The sequence below is a fragment of the Streptomyces sp. MP131-18 genome (genome assembly GCF_001984575.1).
Classification (GTDB): Bacteria; Actinomycetota; Actinomycetes; order Streptomycetales; family Streptomycetaceae; genus Streptomyces; species Streptomyces johnsoniae.
In genome coordinates this window covers 2,361,809-2,377,727 of record NZ_LZNS01000001.1, presented here as the reverse complement: position 1 = coordinate 2,377,727, position 15,919 = coordinate 2,361,809, and the positions used below count along the sequence as shown (strand labels likewise).

The window sequence follows — 15,919 nt, the reverse complement described above, 5'->3', positions numbered from 1 at the left end:
ATGTCAAAGGGTGAGATCCGGCTCCGCGCCGGTGCCACCGGCGCGCCACGTGCCGGCTCGGGTGACCGTCAGCCTCTGGCGGCCGGGCCCGCGCGCTGTCGGTGTCGTCCTGGCGTGTGCGCCGCGCCGCGGCTCAGCACCGGTCGGGCGGCGGGCCGTTGATGGTGATGCCGTGGGCCGGGGCCCACGCGTAGTGGTCCGTGTGGACCAGGTACCAGGCCGAGTGGCGGGCGCCCTCCGCCGCGCACAGTACGGTGACCCGCCGGCCGTGGTCGACGGTCGCCAGCGCCGTGGAGTCGCGCGCCGGGGCCTGCCGCAGAACGGTGTCCTCCCGGGCGGTGCCACGGGCGCCGCCGTCGCCCGCGTGCCCCGCGTGCCCCGTGGCATCCGCGGCCCAGGGGCCGCCGGCCAGGGCGGCGGCGAGCGCCGCGGCGGCGAACAGCGGCATGGACGGCCTGCCGAGCGGGGACCAGGACATGGCGCCTCCTTACTCTCCGCAGTCGTTTTCAGGTTAGGTGCGGCCGAATGGGGGTGCAAATCATCCCAAATGGGTAGCTACGCGCGAAGCGGGACGGCGGTGGTGGCGTTGGGTATGTCCCGTGTCTTGACAGCGCGGTGGGGCGGGTGGCGTGATGGACGGGTCCATGGGAGCGCTCCCAGTCGGATCGCTCCGTGGCCAGGTCTCAACCCCCCACCCACTCGGAGTCCTACGGGACGCGACTCCTTGAGGAGAAGACCTTGACCAAGACCCGCATCGGCGCCCTGCTGGCCGCCGCGGTCGCCGTGCTGCTCGCTTCGCTGCTGGCGGTGCCCGCGGCGTTCGCCGGGCCGCCCGGAACCACCGCGGTCGGGCTGCGCATCAGCGACGGACGTCTGCAGGAGAGCAACGGCAACGACTTCGTCATCCGCGGCGTCAACCACCCCCACGCCTGGTACACCGGCGAGACGCAGTCGTTCGCCGACATCAAGGCGCAGGGCGCCAACAGCGTCCGGGTCGTCCTGAGCAGCGGCGACCAGTGGACCGAGACCGGCGTGGCCGAGGTGGAGAGCATCGTCGCCGAGTGCAAGGCGAACCGCCTCATCTGCGTGCTCGAGGTCCACGACACCACCGGCTACGGCGAGTCGGCCGCGGCGGTGTCCCTCGACGTGGCGGCGGACTACTGGCTGCGCGTCCAGTCCGCGCTGGAGGGCGAGGAGGACCACATCATCGTCAACATCGGCAACGAGCCTTTCGGCAACACCACGTACCAGCAGTGGACGGCCGACACCCAGGCCGCGGTCGGCAAGCTGCGCGACGCGGGCTACGAGCACACGATCATGGTGGACGCGCCCAACTGGGGCCAGGACTGGACCCACACCATGCGGGACAACGCCCAGGCGGTCTACGACTCGGACCCGACGGGCAACCTGATCTTCTCGATCCACATGTACGGCGTGTACACCTCCGAATCGGTGGTGCGCGACTACCTCACCTCGTTCGTGAACGCCGGACTGCCCATCCTGGTCGGCGAGTTCGGGCACAACCACTCGGACGGCGACCCGGACGAGGACGCCATCATGGGCGTCACCACGGAACTGGGGCTCGGCTACATCGGCTGGTCCTGGAGCGGCAACAGCAGCGAGGTCGCGTACCTGGACCTGGTGAACGGCTTCGACCCGGGCTCCCTCACGTCCTGGGGCGAGCGCTTCTTCAACGGGCCCGACGGCATCGCCGAGACCTCCGAGGAGGCCACGATCTACAGCGGTTCCTGACCGCTGCACCCGCCGCGGGCCGTCCGGGGACTCGCCGCCCCGGGCGGCCCGCTTCGCGTGCCGGCGGCGGCCGGGGTCAGGGGGTGAGCAGTGCTTGCAGGGCGGGTCGCAGCAGTTCGGCGAGTTGCTCGGGCGGCGTATCGCACAGCGCGTCGAGGCCCAGCAGTTGGTGCCCGATGGTGACGCCGACGATCGTGGAGATCAGCAGGGCGGCGCGGGCGCCGGGGTCGGGGAGGTCGAGGGCGTCGCGGATCTCGTTGATCTGGTGGGTGATGGTCTCGCGGGCGACCTCGCCGGCCTCGGGGTGGGTGAGCATGGAGCGCAGCATGGCGAGGGAGGTGCCGGGGATGGCGTTCAGCTTGGTGCCGAGCAGGGCGAGGAGGGCGTCGACGACCTCGTCCGGGGTTTCCGGGGGCGCCTGGCACGGCGCCGGCTCGCCGGAGTGCGGGTCGGTTTCCGGGTGTTGGTGCCAGGCGGCGCGGGCGAACAGCTTGGACTTGGAGCCGTAGTACTGCATCACCAGGGCGGGGTCGACTGCGGCCGCCGAGGCGACCGCGCGGATGGTGGTGCGTTCGAAACCGTGCTGGGCGAACAGCTCCCTGGCCGCGGCGAGGATGCGTTCCTCGGTCCTGCGGCGGCGTTCTGCCCGGGGGACGCGCGGGGTTTCGCTCATGGAGACGGACTCTACAACTGTTGACCGAAGGGGAAGATGCTCTACACTCGTTGAGTAATTCGTTCAACAAGTGTTGAGCGGAGTGCGTGCTGTGCGCAAATGGGGAGGGATCATGGAGCCACGTGAGGTGCTTGGCCGCTACCGGCAGGCCATGCTCGACAAATCGCCCGACGACCTGGCGGAGCTGTACGCGGACGACGGCGTGCACGAGTTCCCCTTCCGTTTCCCCGGGGTGCCGAAGCGGTTGGAGGGGCGCGAGGCCGTGCGCGCCGGGTACCGGACGATGTGGGACGCGATGCCCGTACGGGCCACGTCCATCCGCGAGGTCGCCGTACACGAGACGACCGACCCGCAGGTGATCATCGCCGAGCAGGTCGTCCTGGCCGGGCCCGAGGGGGCGGAGCCCGGCGAGGTTCCCGGGCTGCTCGTCATCCGCGTGCGCGAGGGCCGCATCATCCACGTCCGCGACTACCTGGACAGCTCGGCCGCCGCAGCGCTCACGCACTGAGCCGGCGTTCTCGCGCCGGTGCCGGTGCCGGTGCCGGGCGGTCGTGCGGAACGGTTCCGTTCAGGTCCTGGCCGGTTGGTCCGGGCGGGGGCGGGTGGCCATGCGGCGGATGGTGCGGTTGACGTCGGACGGCGAGACGATGCCGACCAGCCGGCCGCCGCGGTCCACCACGAGGACGCGGTGCTCCGCGCCCGGTTCGAGGCGCGGCAGCAGGTCCGCCAGCGCCTCGTCCGGGCCCGCGACGCGGGTCTCCGGCAGGGGGCGCATGATCTCGGCGACCGTCGTCCGCGCGCGCCGTTCCTCGGGAACGCCACCCGCGCCGTCCAGCGTCACCAGGCCCTTGGGGCGCGTTCCGTCGTCGCCCGTCACGGGGAACGCGGTGTGCCGCGGCATCAGCGACGGGTCGGACAGCAGATGGTCCACGGTCAGCCGTTCCGGCACCGACACCGGGTCCGGCGTCATGGTGTCCCGCACCGCGACGCCGGCCACCAGCTCCCGCACCCGGGCCTGCCGCCCCTCCTGGCTGGCCGCCATCACCAGGAACCAGCCGATCAGCGCCAGCCACAGGCCGCCGAACCACGTCGTCCACAGGAACTGCCACAGCCCGAGCCCGACCAGCACCCAGCCGAAGACCCGGCCCGCCGTCGAGGCGCCCTCGGTGGCGCGCAGCCGGTCCCCGGTGCGCCGCCACAGGAACGCGCGCAGCAGCCGGCCGCCGTCGAGCGGCGCCGCGGGGATCACGTTGAACGCCGCGAGCAGCAGGTTGATCGCCGCCAGCCAGGCCGTCGACTCCACCAGCAGGCCGGCGGCCCCGGTGGTGTCCAGCAGCCACGTCAGCAGCGCGAACGCCACCCCGAGCAGCAGGCTCACCAGCGGCCCGGACCCCGCGATCCGCAGCTCGGCCCGCGGGTCGGGGGCCTCCGTGCGCATGCGGGTCGCGCCGCCGAGCAGCCACAGCACGATGTCGTCCACGCCCACCCCGTGCCGCCGAGCCACCACCGCGTGCGCAAGCTCGTGGGCCAGCAGGGACGCGAAGAACACGAGGGCCGCGCCCAGGCCCACCAGGAGGTACAGCGGCCACGCCCGGTCCGGGTACGCCTCGGGCAGCCGCCCGGCGGCCAGGCCGGACGCGATCAGCGCGAAGACGAGGGCCACGCTCCAGTTGACCCCGATCCTGACCCCCGCGATCCGCCCCAGCGTGAAGGTCGCCCGCACGGCGCTCACCCCGTTCAGCTCGGCCCCCGCTTCCGTCTTCCGGACGCCCCCGGGTACCCGGGGACGCGGGCCTCATGCCGCGGGCCTCATGCCGCGGGCGCCGGCTCGCCGGAGTACCGCCCGCTTCCTACGGTGGAGACATGGCCCGGCGGAACGAAGAGGTCGAGGCGCTGCTGCTCGAGTACGCCGACCTCATCGCGATCACCGGCGGCGACGCGTTCAAGCAGCGTGCCTACGAACGGGCGGCGCGCGCGGTCCGCGGTCACGCCGGGGATGTTTCCGGTCTGGGTGCGAAGGATCTGCGCGAGATCCCGGGCGTGGGTAAGTCCATCGCGGACAAGATCGACGAGTATCTGCGCACCGGCCGCCTCGCCGCGCTCGACGAGACCCGCGCCGCCGTGCCGCCCGGGGTGCGGCAGCTGATGTCCGTGCCCTCCCTGGGGCCGAAGAAGGCGATGACCCTCTACCGGGAACGCGGTATCGCGTCCGTCGGTGAACTGGCCGATGCCATCCGCGGGAACCGGCTGAAGGGCCTGGCGGGCTTCGGGCCGAAGACGCAGGAGAACATCCTGCGCGGCATCGAGGTGGCCCGCGGCTCCGGCGGGCGCATCCTCCTGGACGCGGCCACCGCCCTGGCCGAGGAGGCCGTCGCGGGCGTGGCCGCCGCCCCCGGCTGCGAACGCTGCACCGCCGCCGGGTCGCTGCGGCGCATGCGCGAGACGATCGGCGACATCGACATTCTGGCCGCGGCGCGGGACCCGGAGCCGCTGATGGCCGCGTTCACCGCGCTGCCGCTGGTCGCCGAAATCGTCGTGCGCGGCCGGAAGAAGACGTCCGTCCGCACCGCCGCGGGTGTCCGGCTCGACCTGCGGGTGCTGCCGCCCGAGGCGTGGGGCGCCGGACTGATCTACTTCACCGGCTCGCGGCAGCACAACGTCCGCATCCGCGAGATCGCCGTGCAGGCGAAGCTGAAGCTGTCCGAGTACGGCCTCTTCGACGCGGGAACGGGCGACCGGCGGGCGGCCGTGACCGAGGAGGAGGTGTACGCCGGGCTCGGGCTGCCGTGGATTCCGCCCGCGCTGCGCGAGGACCGCGGCGAGGTCGCCGCCGCGCGGCGCGGCGAATTGCCCGAGCCGGTGGCCCTCGACGCCATCCGCGGCGACCTGCACACGCACACCGACCTCACGGACGGCCTCGCGTCGCTGCCCGACATGGTCGGCGCCGCCGCGGCCCGCGGCTACGCGTACTACGCGGTGACCGACCACGCGCCCGACCTGCGGATGCAGCGGATGACGAAGGAGAAGATCCTCGCGCAGCGCGCGGAGGTGCGCGCGCTGGCCGGACGGCATCCGGGGCTGCGGCTGCTGCACGGCACGGAGTTGAACATCGGCCCGGACGGCGGCGTGGACTGGCCCGGCGCCTTCCTCGCCGGGTTCGACCTGTGCGTGGCTTCCGTGCACTCCCACTTCCGGCTCGACCGGGACGCGCAGACCCGCCGCCTCGTCGCGGCCTGCGAGAACCCGTACGTGAACGTGATCGGGCATCTGACGACGCGCAAGATCGGCTCCAGGGCGGGCATCGACGCGGATCTGGACGCGGTGTTCGCGGCGTGCGCGCGCACCGGTACCGCGGTCGAGGTCAACGGGCATCCCAACCGGCTCGACCTGCGGGACGAGGACATCCTGCGGGCCAGGCGCCACGGGGTGAAGTTCGCCGTGGACAGCGACGCCCACTCCACCGGCGAGCTGGGCAACATGCGGTACGGGGTCGGCACGGCGCAGCGCGGGTGGCTGACCGCGGACGACGTGATCAACACCTGGCCGGCCACCCGGCTGGCCCGCTTCCTGCACGCCCCCGGCCGCGCCACCCCGCCCGGCACGCGCCCCTGACCGGCATCGTCCTGCCCCCGGCCCGTGCCCGGGGCATCAGGCGGGGCGGCGTGTCAGGTGTCGGAGGAACCAGTCGCGGGCCAGCTCCGCCACTTCCGACAGTGCGCCCGGCTCCTCGAACAGGTGGGTGGCGCCCGGTACCACGGCCAGGTCGTGCTCCGCCGCGCCGAAGGACCGCAGGGCGCTGTGGTTCAGCTCGATGACCTGCGGGTCGTTCCCGCCGACGATCAGCAGTGTCGGAGCCCGCACCGCGGCCAGCCGCTCGCCCGCCAGGTCCGGCCGTCCGCCGCGCGACACCACCGCGGCGATCCCCGAGCCCGGCTCGGCCGCCGCCCACAGCGCGGCTGCCGAGCCGGTGCTCGCGCCGAACCAGCCCACGGGCAGCGGCGCGTCCAGTCGGGTGCCGAGCCACTCCGTGGCCGCGGCGAGCCGCCCGGCCAGCAGCCCCACGTCGAACACGTTGGCCCGGTCGGCCTCCTCCTCGTCCGTCAGCAGGTCGAACAGCAGGGTGCCGAGGCCCGCCCCGTTCAGCGCGTCGGCCACGAACCGGTTCCGCGGGCTGTGCCTGCTGCTGCCGCTGCCGTGCGCGAACACCACCACGCCCGCCGCGTCCGCCGGCAGCGTCAGCTCCCCGCCGAGCCGCACCTGACCGGCCTCGACCGTCACCTCCCTGCTGTTCCCCCGGCGCAGACAGGCCACGACCTCCTCGTCCGTGGTCTGCCCGAAGTCGCGGTAGAACTGGCCGACCGCCATGAACTCCGCGGGCCGCTCCGGGCATACGAACGCGTCCGCCTCCGCGGCCACCTCCTCCATCCCCTCGCCCGGGGCCACCGGCACCGCCAGGATCACCCGCTCGGCGTGCCGCCGCCGCGCCGAACGGCACGCGGCTCGCGCCGTGGCGCCGGTGGCGATGCCGTCGTCCACGATCACCACCGTACGGCCCGCCACCGACAGCGGCGGCCGGCCGCCGCGGTACTCCCTGGCCCGGCGCGTCAGCTCCGCGCGCTCCGCGGCCTCCACGGCGGCCAGGTCGTCCTCGCCGGTCCGCGTCGCGCGCAGCACCCGTTCGTTGAGCACGCGGGCGCCTTCGTCCTCCGCGATGGCGCCCATCGCCACCTCGGGCTGGAACGGCGCGCCCAGCTTCCTGACGACCTCCACGTCCAGCGGCGCCCGCAGCGCCGAGGCCACCTCGGCGGCCACCGGAACGCCGCCCCTGGGCAGGCCGAGCACCACCGCGTCCCGGCCGCGCAGGTCCCGCAGCTCGTGCGCGAGGCGCCGCCCCGCGTCGGCACGGTCGGCGTAGATCATGGGCACCTCCGTCTCGTGCGCCCCCCTTCCGGTCTCCGCCCCTCCTCCATCGAACCGCGATCCGCCCGCCGCCGCGCGCGGGCGGCGGCCCTCATCCCGCGGACGGCGGCGCGGCGACTTCGAGCGCCAGGTCGTTGTCGACCGTGTAGTACGGCCGGTAGGTGGCGCCCTCCACCGTGGTGGCGGGGTAGACGAACACCGGTTTCCGGTCCGCCACGTCGTCCAGCAGCCGGGCGACGCGGACGCGGCGGGACTTCACCGAGGGCTTCACGAAGACGTCCCACACCGCGGGCTTCGCCGGGTCCTGCCCGGGCGGCAGCTCGGCGTACTCGGCGGTGAACGAGAACGTGCCGTCGCCCTCGTCGTGCAGCGGCGCCTTGACGGTGGTGCCGCCCGAGCCGCGCAGCCGGAACACCGCGGTGCCGCCGAGGCCGGGGCGCGCGCCGAGCAGCCGGCCGCGCACGGTCAGGCCGCGGGCGGCCACCTTCAGATCGCCCGCCTCGGCGTGCGCGGGGCGCAGCCAGGCGCGGATGGCGAAGTAGCCGTCCTTGGTGGCGTAGGGCAGGCGCACGGCCAGCGGGTCGGCCGCGGGCGTGCGCTCCCCGGGCGCAAGGGCGCGCAGGTCCCGCAGCCCGGGCACGACGCGCTGGCGCGCCGCGTCGGGCCCGTTCAGCACGAACACGTCCCAGCGGCCCTCTTCGAGCGGCGGCTCCGCGGGCAGCTCGGCGCGCCAGCGCCCCGGCGCGCCCGGCGCATCCGGCGCGGTCTCCGCCGGCTCCAGCGGAACGGTGCGCGCGGTGGTCTCCTCCTCGCCCTTCTTGGGGCGCAGGACCAGACACAGCACGGGCTCCCGCGCCTCCCGCAGCCCGCCGAGCTCGACCGTGAGGCGGCCGTCGGCGTCCATCGTGCAGTCCGCGCGCGGCAGCTTGTCCTTGGGGATGGTGCCGGTGCTCATCGCTTGCCCTTCCTCATGCTCCGCAGCGTGGTGACGCCCAGCGCCAGCGCGGCGTCCTTCACGGCGTGCCCGCTGCTGACGACCGCGGCGGCCAGCCGCCGCCCCGCCGCCGCACCGGACCGGCCGCGCCGGGTGCGCTTGGCCTCGGCCAGGCCGGCGAACAGCGCCTCCGCCTGCTCGACGACGGGCACCGGATCGTAGCGGCGCCCGCCCGCGAGCGCGGCGCGGCTCATGCGCAGCCGCAGCTCGTCGTCGCGGATCAGGTCGAGCAGCGCCGCGGTCAGGGCGTCCCGGTCGCCGACCGGCACCAGCCGGCCGTCCACGCCGTCGTCGATGATCTCCGCGGGTCCGTACGGGCAGTTGGTGGACACCACGGGCAGGCCGCAGCGCATCGCCTCCACGATCGTCATGCCGAACGGCTCGAAGCTGGAGGTGACCGCGGCGATGGAGCCCTTGACCCACTCCGCCTCGATGGGGGAGGCGGCGCCCATCAGGAACACGTTGTTGTACAGGCCGAGATCGTCGATCAGGCGGCGCAGCCGGTCCTGTTCCTCGCCCTTGCCGTAGATGCGCAGCCGCCAGTCGGGCCGTTCCGCCGCGACGCCGGCGAACGCGCGGATCAGCAGGTCGTGGCGCTTGGACCGGACGAGACGACCGGCGGCCACCACGATCCGCCCGCTGCCGTCGGCCGGCGGGAGCGCGGGCTCCGGAACGCTGTTGGGCAGCGCGGCGATTCGCACGCCCGGCAGCCGCATCTTGCGCCGGTACGCCTCGGCGTCGGCGTGGGTGACGGTGGTCAGCGCGTCCAGGCGCGGGTAGACGCGGCGCAGTTCGCCGCGCAGCGCGGGCGGGTGGTTGTCCAGCGTCAGGTGTTCCTGGCCGACGAGCACGGCGTGGTGCGGCCCCTGGCGCGCGAGGTGCACGTTCAGCCCGGGGCGCGTGCCGACGACGACGTCGGAGTCGAGTCCGGCGAGGCACTCCGCGATCCGTTCGTCCGTCAGCTCGCTGTACTGGCCGTAGCGGTACTCGGAGGCGGGGAAGACCCGGGCGGGGCGCTGGTGCGCCGGGTGGTCCTTTTCGGTCCGGAGGTCCACCAGATGCCGCAGTCGCACCTTCGTGCCCAGGAGGAAATTCGGTTCCTCCCGGTGCCGGTGCACGGAGACGATTTCCACCTCGTGCCGCTCGGCCAGGGCCTGCGCGAGATTGAAGGTGGTTTTGATCGTCCCCCCGATCCCGTACCCGTTGTGGAGGAGGAAGGAAATCTTCATGCGGACATAGACCTCATGTGACGAGCGCACGGTTGCCCGGCGGCGGGTGGGGTTGTTCACTCGGGTTGTTCACTCTTCGAGCGGCCGCTCCAGCGCCTCTTCCAGGGTGCGGATCTGCTGCTTGAGGTGTGCGGAACGCCGCTCCCTGTCCTCGACGGTGGCCGGGGGGCGTGCCGTGATCACGAAGGTAGCGCAGCGGAGCAGGAAGTATCCCGGAACGGTCACTGGCCAGGCAAGTCCGAAGAGCAGCGCGGTCACCGCGGCGGAGGAACGGTCGTGGTGCTCGAAGCTGTCCACCGGGTCACCCACGTGCCACAGTTCCTCCTGCCGGATCAGCCGCGCCCGCTGCGCCCCGTAGGCGGCGCGTGCCGTCAGCAGCGTGATGAGCAGATAGCCGAGCGAGCCTGCCAGCAGGCCCAAGACGAGCATGAGAGACGGTCCTTTCTCTGCGTGCCCCTCGGGGACCCCTCCCGGCCCCGGCGGAAGGGTCAGTTGCGTGCGCCCCAGCTCCAGTCCGCCACCTCCGGCAGGTCGGTCCCGTGCTCGCGAATCCACCCGTCGTGCCGGTAGCGGGTGTCGGACATGTGCTGACGCACGTGCGCGGCACGGACGGCGAGGCCGGGGACGCGGTCGATGACGTCCATGACGAGCCGGTAGCGGTCCAGGTTGTTGCGCACCACCATGTCGAAGGGCGTGGTGGTGGTGCCTTCCTCCACGTAGCCGCGCACGTGCAGGTCCGCGTGGTTGGCCCGGCGGTAGGTCAGGCGGTGAATCAGCCACGGGTACCCGTGATAGGCGAAAATCACCGGCCGGTCGCGGGTGAACAGGGCGTCGTAGTCGCGGTCCGACAGGCCGTGCGGGTGTTCCTCGATGGGCATCAGCCGGGCGATGTCCACGACGTTGACGATGCGGACGGCCAGCTCCGGCAGGTGACGCCGCATCAGGTCGGCCGCCGCGAGCACCTCCTGCGTCGGCACGTCACCCGCGCAGGCCAGGACCACGTCCGGCTCCCGGTTGTCGGCCTCCGTGCCCGCCCACTCCCAGATCCCGGCGCCGCGGGCGCAGTGCGCCTGCGCGTCGGCGAGGCCCAGCCAGTCGAAGCACGGCTGCTTGCCCGCGACGATCACGTTCACGTAGTCCCGGCTGCGCAGCGTGTGGTCCGCGACCGCGAGCAGCGTGTTCGCGTCCGGCGGCAGGTAGACGCGCACCACCTCGGGGCTCTTGTTCAGCACGTGGTCGACGAAGCCCGGGTCCTGGTGCGAGAACCCGTTGTGGTCCTGCCGCCACACGTGCGACGTCAGCAGGTACGTCAGCGACGCGACCGGCCGCCGCCACGGCAGCCGGCGCGAGGTGCGCAGCCATTTGATGTGCTGGTTGGCCATCGAGTCGACGATGTGCACGAACGCCTCGTAGCTGGAGAACAGCCCGTGCCTGCCGGTGAGGAGATACCCCTCCAGCCAGCCCTGGCACAGGTGCTCCGACAGCACCTCCATCACCCGGCCGCCGCGCCCGAGATGCTCGTCGACGGGCAGCGTCTCCGCGTCCCACGCCTTGTCGGTCGCCTCGTACACGGCCTGGAGCCGGTTGGACGCCGTCTCGTCGGGGCCCACCAGCCGGAAATCGCGGCGGTCCGCCGTCGCGGCCATCAGCTTCCGCAGCAACTCGCCCAGCACCTGCGTCGGTTCGTGCTGCGTCGCGCCCGGCGCGTCGACCTGCACCGCGCAGTCGGCGAGCGGCGGCACCGGCAGCTCGCGCAGCAGCAGCCCGCCGTTGGCGTGGGGGTTGGCGCCGAGCCGCCGCGGCCCCGACGGCATGTGGGCCAACACGCGGGCGGCCGGGCGGCCGTCGGCGTCGAACAGCTCCTCGGGCCGGTACGAACGCAGCCACCGCTCCAGCTGGTGCAGGTGATCGGGGTTGGTGCGGGCGGCGCTCAGCGGGATCTGGTGCGAACGCCAGGTGCCCGCCACCGGCAGCCCGTCCACCTCCGCGGGCCCCGTCCACCCCTTCGGGGTGCGCAGCACGATCACCGGCCACCGCGGCCGGTGCGTCGCGCCCTCGCGCCTGGCCGCCTGCTGGATCGCGCCGATGCGCGCCAGCGCCGTCTCCATCGCCCAGGCCAGCTCCCGATGCACCTCCGCGGGCTTCTCGCCCGACACGTGCAGCGGGTGGTGGCCGTAGCCGCGCAGCAGGTCGTCGAGCTCCGACTCGGGCAGCCGGGCCAGCACCGCCGGATTGGCGATCTTGTAGCCGTTGAGGTGCAGGATCGGCAGAACCGCCCCGTCGTGCACCGGGTCGACAAACTTGTTCGCGTGCCAGGACCCGGCCAGCGGACCTGTCTCCGCCTCGCCGTCGCCGATCACGCAGGCCACCAGCAGGTCCGGATTGTCGAACGCGGCGCCGTAGGCGTGCGCGAGCGAGTAGCCGAGCTCGCCGCCCTCGTGGATCGAGCCCGGCGTCTCCGGGGCGACGTGGCTGGGAATCCCGCCGGGGAACGAGAACTGCCGGAACAGCCGCGCCATGCCGGCCGCGTCCCGGGTGACGTCCGGGTAGGTGTCGGTGTAGCTGCCGTCCAGCCAGGCGTTCGCCACCACCGCAGGACCGCCGTGCCCCGGCCCCCACACGCACATCGCGTCCAGGTCGTGCGCGGCGATCAGCCGGTTCAGGTGCGCGTGCACCAGGTTGAGGCCGGGCGAGGTGCCCCAGTGGCCCAGGAGCCGCGGCTTCACGTGCTGCGGGCGCAGCGGCTCGGTCAGCAGCGGGTTGTCCAGCAGGTAGATCTGGCCCGCGGACAGGTAGTTCGCCGCCCGCCACTGGGCGTCGAGCGCCGCGGCCTCCTGGTCCCCGAGGCTGAAGGAACGGTCGTGCTGATGGTGCTGGTGGTTGTGGTCCCGCGACATCGGCGACGGCCCCTTCTCTGTTCTCGCTGTTTCTCCGTGCTGCCCACCGGACGGCGGGCGCTCAGCCCCCCACCTGCGTGGTCGAGTGCGCCGCACCGACGGGCTTCGACTCCGGCGAACCGCGCTGCCGCAGCCAGACGGACAGAATCGCCATCGAGGCGATGGCGAGGAACTCCGACAGCCAGTTCTGGAACGTCCGGCTCCAGAACTCGGGCGAGATCAGCACGAACACGCCGCCCATCGCGAGCCCGAGAGAACGCGAGAACAGCGCCTGCCGCACCCCGCCCGCCCCGGCCGGGGCGGGCGAGTCGGCCCGGGCATGCCGCCCGGCGCGCTGCGCCTCGTCCGACTCGGTGCCGATGTCGCGGGCGGGCTTGGACTCGGGCGAACCCCGCTGCACCGTGGGGCCCTTATCCCTTGCGCGCCTCGCGTGTCTGCGCACGGTTCGCCTTGCGAACGGCCGACAGCAGCTCCGAGCGGTTCATCCGGGAGCGGCCGTCGACATCGAGCCGCTTCGCGACCTGGTACAGGTGCTCCTTCGTGGCCTGCTCGTCCACGCCCTCACCGCTGCGCCCGCCCTTCTGGCGCGGCCTGGCCGACTGCGGATCGGAGGGCCCCTTGCGCCGGCTCTCCTTGCGCTCCCAGTGGTCGCCGACCTTCTCGTGGGTGTGCTTCAGTGCCCCGTAGGCCACGCGGTGGGCGCGCTGGCCCTCGCCGTACTCCTGAACGGCGGAGTCGTGCGCCTTGATCCAGGTGCGCTGCGCGTCGCGCGGCGAACGTTCCAGCGTGGAGGGCAGTTCCTGGCGTCCGGGCATGGTTCTCACCTCCATGTCGCACAAGCTCCATGGCCGGACTGCGGCGAGTACCCGCCCGGAGACCGGGAAAACCGCCCCGAATCACCGCACCCGCTCCGGCCGCCCCTCGACCACTTCCATGGTGAGCCGCAGGTCGCGGCTCGAACGGCCTGCGTGCAGGTGGTAGGTGCCGGGTGGGGTGTGCCAGGTGCCGGTCGCCGGGTTCCACACCTGGAAGGCGCGGGCCGGAACGGTGACCGTCACCTCGGCGGTGCCGCCCGCGGGCACCTGCGCGGTGGCGAACCCGGCGAGTGCGAGCCGCGGCCGGGGCGGTCCGTCCTGCGGCGCCCGGAGGTAGACCTGCACGACTTCGCGGCCGGGCCGCGGGCCGGTGTTGGTGACGCGGACGGTCAGTCGCAGTCCGTCGTCGCCGGCCCCGGGGGCCGCCGGGCCGGTGAAGGACTCGTAGGCCCAGGTGGTCCAGCCGAGGCCGTGGCCGAAGGGGAACGCCGGGGTGGCGCCCGTCCGTTCCCAGCCGCGGTAGCCGACGTCCAGGCCCTCGGTGTAGGTGACGACGCCGTTCTCCGGCCTGGCGTGCGGCACCGGCACGTCGGCGGCGCGGGCGGGCAGGGTGCAGGGCAGGCGGCCGGCGGGCTCGGCGCGGCCGAACAGCACGTCGGCCAGGGCGTGTCCGGCCTCCTGGCCTGGCAGCCACAGCCACAGCAGCGCGGGCACTTCGGCCTCGGACCACGGCAGCAGGACCGGCGCGCCCGCGTTGACGGCGACGACCGTCCTGGGGTTGGCGGCGGCGACGCGGCGCACCAGTTCCTCCTGGTGGCCCGGCAGGGCGAGGCCGGTGCGGTCCCAGCCCTCGGATTCGACTTCCTCGTTGGTGCCGACGACGACGACGGCGACGTCGGCCCGCCGGGCGGCGGCCACCGCCTCCTCGATCTCCTCCTCGGGTCCTGGCCCCGGCGGCCGGTGCCGCAGGTGGGCGGTGACCAGGCGGCCGTAGCCCTCGGCGTCGACCACGGTCAGGTCGATGACGAGGCCGACGCGGCGCGGGGTGTCCCCGACGGCCAGCTCGACGCGGTTGCCCGCCGGGTGGTGGTGGCTGGAGTCGAGGACGAGGCCGACGCCGCGGTCGTCGTCGCCCGAGGCGGTCACCTCGCCGTCGACCCGGATCTCGTAGCGGCCCACGGCGCCGATCTCCAGCCGGTGCGTGCCCGGTTCGGCGAGGGTGAGTTCGGTGCTCAGCACGACGCGGTGGGTGCCGGCGGGGAAGTCGTGGTGGTCGCCCCAGTCGCCGGTGGGCCGCAGATCGCCGCCGAGGCGGGTGCCGGCGGCGTCCAGGTAGTCGGCGCGGACGCCGCCGCCGAGCAGCGCCGGGTCGATGAACGGGGGGTGGCGGCGGGCGTCGCCGCCGCGGCGCACGGTGAATTCGGTCCCGGCGGGCAGCGCGGCGCGCAGGCCCTCCTCGAAGCCGATGGTGCGCACGGCGGGGACGAACGCGCTGCCGCCGCCCTGGAAGTAGGGTGCGACCGCGTTGGGGCCGATGAGTGCGACGCGGCGCAGGCCGCCCCGGGCGAGCGGCAGCAGGTGGTCGCGGTCGCGCAGCAGGACGGTGGAGCGGGCGGCGACCTGCCGCAGCAGCGTGAACTCGGCCTCGGTAGGTCCGGCGGGGGCGGGCGGCCGTGCGCAGTCGGCCCAGGGCTCGGTGAGCCGGCCGACGTGCCGGGCGAGCCGCAGCAGCCGCAGCACCTTGTCGTCGACGACGGATTCGGGCACGTCCCCTGACCGTACGGCGGCGACGAGCGCTGCCCCCCACGGCCCGTCGGGTCCCGGCATCACGAGGTCGAGGCCGCCGACGGCGGAGGCGGCGGTGGTGCGGGCGGCCGCCCAGTCGCTGACGACGGGTCCTGTGAAATGCCATTCGCCCTTGAGCACGCCCCGCAGCAGCCCGGCGTGCTCGCTCATCGGCGCGGTCGCGGTGCCGTCGTCCACGCCGGAGTAGGCGGCCATGACGCTCCAGGCACCGGCCTCTTCCAGGACGGTGCGGAACGGGGCGAGGTAGACCTCGCGCAGGGTGCGTGCGTCCACGCGGGACACGTACCGGGTGCGTTCCGTCTCGGAGTCGTTGGCGACGAAGTGCTTGGGGCAGGCGGCCACGCCGCCGTCCTGGAGGCCGCGTACGAGGCCGGCCGCGAGCCGCCCGGTGAGCAGCGGGTCCTCGGCGAAGTATTCGAAATGGCGGCCCGCGACCGGGGTGCGCTGGAGGTTGATGGCGGGGGCGAGCACGACGTCGGCCGCGCGGCGCCGCGCCTCGGTGGCGAAGAGCGCGCCGAGTCGTTCGGCGAGGTGGGTGTCCCAGGTGGCGCCGAGCGCGCTGGGCGCGGGGGCGAGCAGTCCGGTGGCGCCGGGCACGTCCCCTGTGCCGCGAACGCCCTGGGGCCCGTCGGACATGACGACGGGGTGCAGGCCGAGCCGGGGCTCCGCGGGCATGGCCCACAGCGTCGCGCCGGTCAGCAGCCGCACCTTCGACTCCAGGTCGATGCCGCTGACCCGGCGGGCCAGTTCGGCGTCGTCCGGTGCCGCCGCGGAGGCGGCGGCAGGGGTGGAGAGGGAGGTCATCTAATTCCTTTCGCCCGGTACGCTCAGAT

General features: G+C 73.7%; 14 protein-coding genes. 3 read left to right on the top strand and 11 right to left on the bottom strand.

Annotated elements, in window-relative coordinates; genetic code table 11:
* Positions 1-133: 133 nt before the first annotated feature.
* Positions 134-478, bottom strand: coding sequence for an SH3 domain-containing protein (locus tag STBA_RS10355; protein WP_077058968.1), 345 nt, complete (start codon positions 476-478; stop codon positions 134-136).
* Between the two features lie 260 nt (positions 479-738).
* On the opposite strand from STBA_RS10355, the gene STBA_RS10350 reads away from it, so the two are divergent.
* The gene (locus tag STBA_RS10350) at positions 739-1,752 is read left to right on the top strand and encodes a glycoside hydrolase family 5 protein (protein ID WP_077058967.1); all 1,014 of its coding nucleotides are present in this window, start codon (positions 739-741) and stop codon (positions 1,750-1,752) included.
* A gap of 76 nt (positions 1,753-1,828) precedes the next feature.
* On the opposite strand, the gene STBA_RS10345 is transcribed toward STBA_RS10350, so the two are convergent.
* Positions 1,829-2,425 carry a TetR family transcriptional regulator gene (locus tag STBA_RS10345; RefSeq protein ID WP_077058966.1) on the bottom strand — a complete coding sequence of 199 codons (597 nt, stop codon included), beginning with the start codon at positions 2,423-2,425 and terminating at the stop codon, positions 1,829-1,831.
* A 112-nt stretch (positions 2,426-2,537) separates the two neighbouring features.
* On the opposite strand from STBA_RS10345, the gene STBA_RS10340 reads away from it, so the two are divergent.
* Complete coding sequence (locus tag STBA_RS10340) at positions 2,538-2,933, top strand: nuclear transport factor 2 family protein (RefSeq protein WP_077058965.1); 396 nt, start codon at positions 2,538-2,540, stop codon at positions 2,931-2,933.
* 60 nt (positions 2,934-2,993) lie between these two features.
* Here STBA_RS10340 and STBA_RS10335 read toward each other — a convergent pair whose 3' ends face one another.
* Complete coding sequence (locus tag STBA_RS10335; RefSeq protein ID WP_077063231.1) at positions 2,994-4,148, bottom strand: site-2 protease family protein; 1,155 nt, start codon at positions 4,146-4,148, stop codon at positions 2,994-2,996.
* A gap of 140 nt (positions 4,149-4,288) precedes the next feature.
* Between STBA_RS10335 and polX the strand changes: the two genes are divergently transcribed.
* On the top strand, positions 4,289-6,037 hold the full coding sequence (gene polX, locus STBA_RS10330; protein ID WP_077058964.1) for a DNA polymerase/3'-5' exonuclease PolX: 1,749 nt from the start codon (positions 4,289-4,291) through the stop codon (positions 6,035-6,037).
* 36 nt (positions 6,038-6,073) lie between these two features.
* Here polX and STBA_RS10325 read toward each other — a convergent pair whose 3' ends face one another.
* From STBA_RS10325 to STBA_RS10290, 8 genes are all read right to left on the bottom strand, one after another.
* Complete coding sequence (locus STBA_RS10325) at positions 6,074-7,345, bottom strand: phosphoribosyltransferase family protein (protein ID WP_077058963.1); 1,272 nt, start codon at positions 7,343-7,345, stop codon at positions 6,074-6,076.
* Positions 7,346-7,436: 91 nt separating this feature from the next.
* Entirely contained in the window at positions 7,437-8,300 is an 864-nt protein-coding gene (locus STBA_RS10320) for a hypothetical protein (protein WP_077058962.1), read from the bottom strand.
* A complete protein-coding gene (locus tag STBA_RS10315) occupies positions 8,297-9,568 on the bottom strand; it encodes a glycosyltransferase family 4 protein (RefSeq protein ID WP_077058961.1) in 1,272 nt (423 codons plus the stop codon). The genes STBA_RS10320 and STBA_RS10315 overlap by 4 nt, the downstream gene beginning before the upstream one ends.
* A 69-nt stretch (positions 9,569-9,637) precedes the next feature.
* The gene (locus STBA_RS10310) at positions 9,638-9,997 is read right to left on the bottom strand and encodes a hypothetical protein (RefSeq protein ID WP_077058960.1); all 360 of its coding nucleotides are present in this window, start codon (positions 9,995-9,997) and stop codon (positions 9,638-9,640) included.
* 59 nt (positions 9,998-10,056) lie between these two features.
* Complete coding sequence (locus STBA_RS10305; protein WP_077058959.1) at positions 10,057-12,465, bottom strand: phosphoketolase; 2,409 nt, start codon at positions 12,463-12,465, stop codon at positions 10,057-10,059.
* Between the two features lie 61 nt (positions 12,466-12,526).
* Entirely contained in the window at positions 12,527-12,865 is a 339-nt protein-coding gene (locus STBA_RS10300; RefSeq protein ID WP_077058958.1) for a DUF6766 family protein, read from the bottom strand.
* 10 nt (positions 12,866-12,875) lie between these two features.
* Positions 12,876-13,280: a ChaB family protein gene (locus STBA_RS10295; RefSeq protein ID WP_077063230.1), complete on the bottom strand. Its 405-nt coding sequence runs from the start codon at positions 13,278-13,280 to the stop codon at positions 12,876-12,878.
* Positions 13,281-13,361: 81 nt separating this feature from the next.
* Positions 13,362-15,890: a glycoside hydrolase family 3 C-terminal domain-containing protein gene (locus STBA_RS10290; RefSeq protein WP_077058957.1), complete on the bottom strand. Its 2,529-nt coding sequence runs from the start codon at positions 15,888-15,890 to the stop codon at positions 13,362-13,364.
* Positions 15,891-15,919: the final 29 nt, after the last annotated feature.

Bases quoted from the DNA above. Each gene is read 5' to 3' on its own strand.
- STBA_RS10355 (WP_077058968.1), bottom strand. From the start codon at position 478: ATGTCCTGGTCCCCGCTCGGCAGGCCGTCCATGCCGCTGTTCGCCGCC.
- STBA_RS10345 (WP_077058966.1), bottom strand. From the start codon at position 2,425: ATGAGCGAAACCCCGCGCGTCCCCCGGGCAGAACGCCGCCGCAGGACC.
- STBA_RS10340 (WP_077058965.1), top strand. From the start codon at position 2,538: ATGGAGCCACGTGAGGTGCTTGGCCGCTACCGGCAGGCCATGCTCGAC.
- polX (WP_077058964.1), top strand. From the start codon at position 4,289: ATGGCCCGGCGGAACGAAGAGGTCGAGGCGCTGCTGCTCGAGTACGCC.
- STBA_RS10325 (WP_077058963.1), bottom strand. From the start codon at position 7,345: ATGATCTACGCCGACCGTGCCGACGCGGGGCGGCGCCTCGCGCACGAG.
- STBA_RS10320 (WP_077058962.1), bottom strand. From the start codon at position 8,300: ATGAGCACCGGCACCATCCCCAAGGACAAGCTGCCGCGCGCGGACTGC.
- STBA_RS10315 (WP_077058961.1), bottom strand. From the start codon at position 9,568: ATGAAGATTTCCTTCCTCCTCCACAACGGGTACGGGATCGGGGGGACG.
- STBA_RS10310 (WP_077058960.1), bottom strand. From the start codon at position 9,997: ATGCTCGTCTTGGGCCTGCTGGCAGGCTCGCTCGGCTATCTGCTCATC.
- STBA_RS10305 (WP_077058959.1), bottom strand. From the start codon at position 12,465: ATGTCGCGGGACCACAACCACCAGCACCATCAGCACGACCGTTCCTTC.
- STBA_RS10295 (WP_077063230.1), bottom strand. From the start codon at position 13,280: ATGCCCGGACGCCAGGAACTGCCCTCCACGCTGGAACGTTCGCCGCGC.
- STBA_RS10290 (WP_077058957.1), bottom strand. From the start codon at position 15,890: ATGACCTCCCTCTCCACCCCTGCCGCCGCCTCCGCGGCGGCACCGGAC.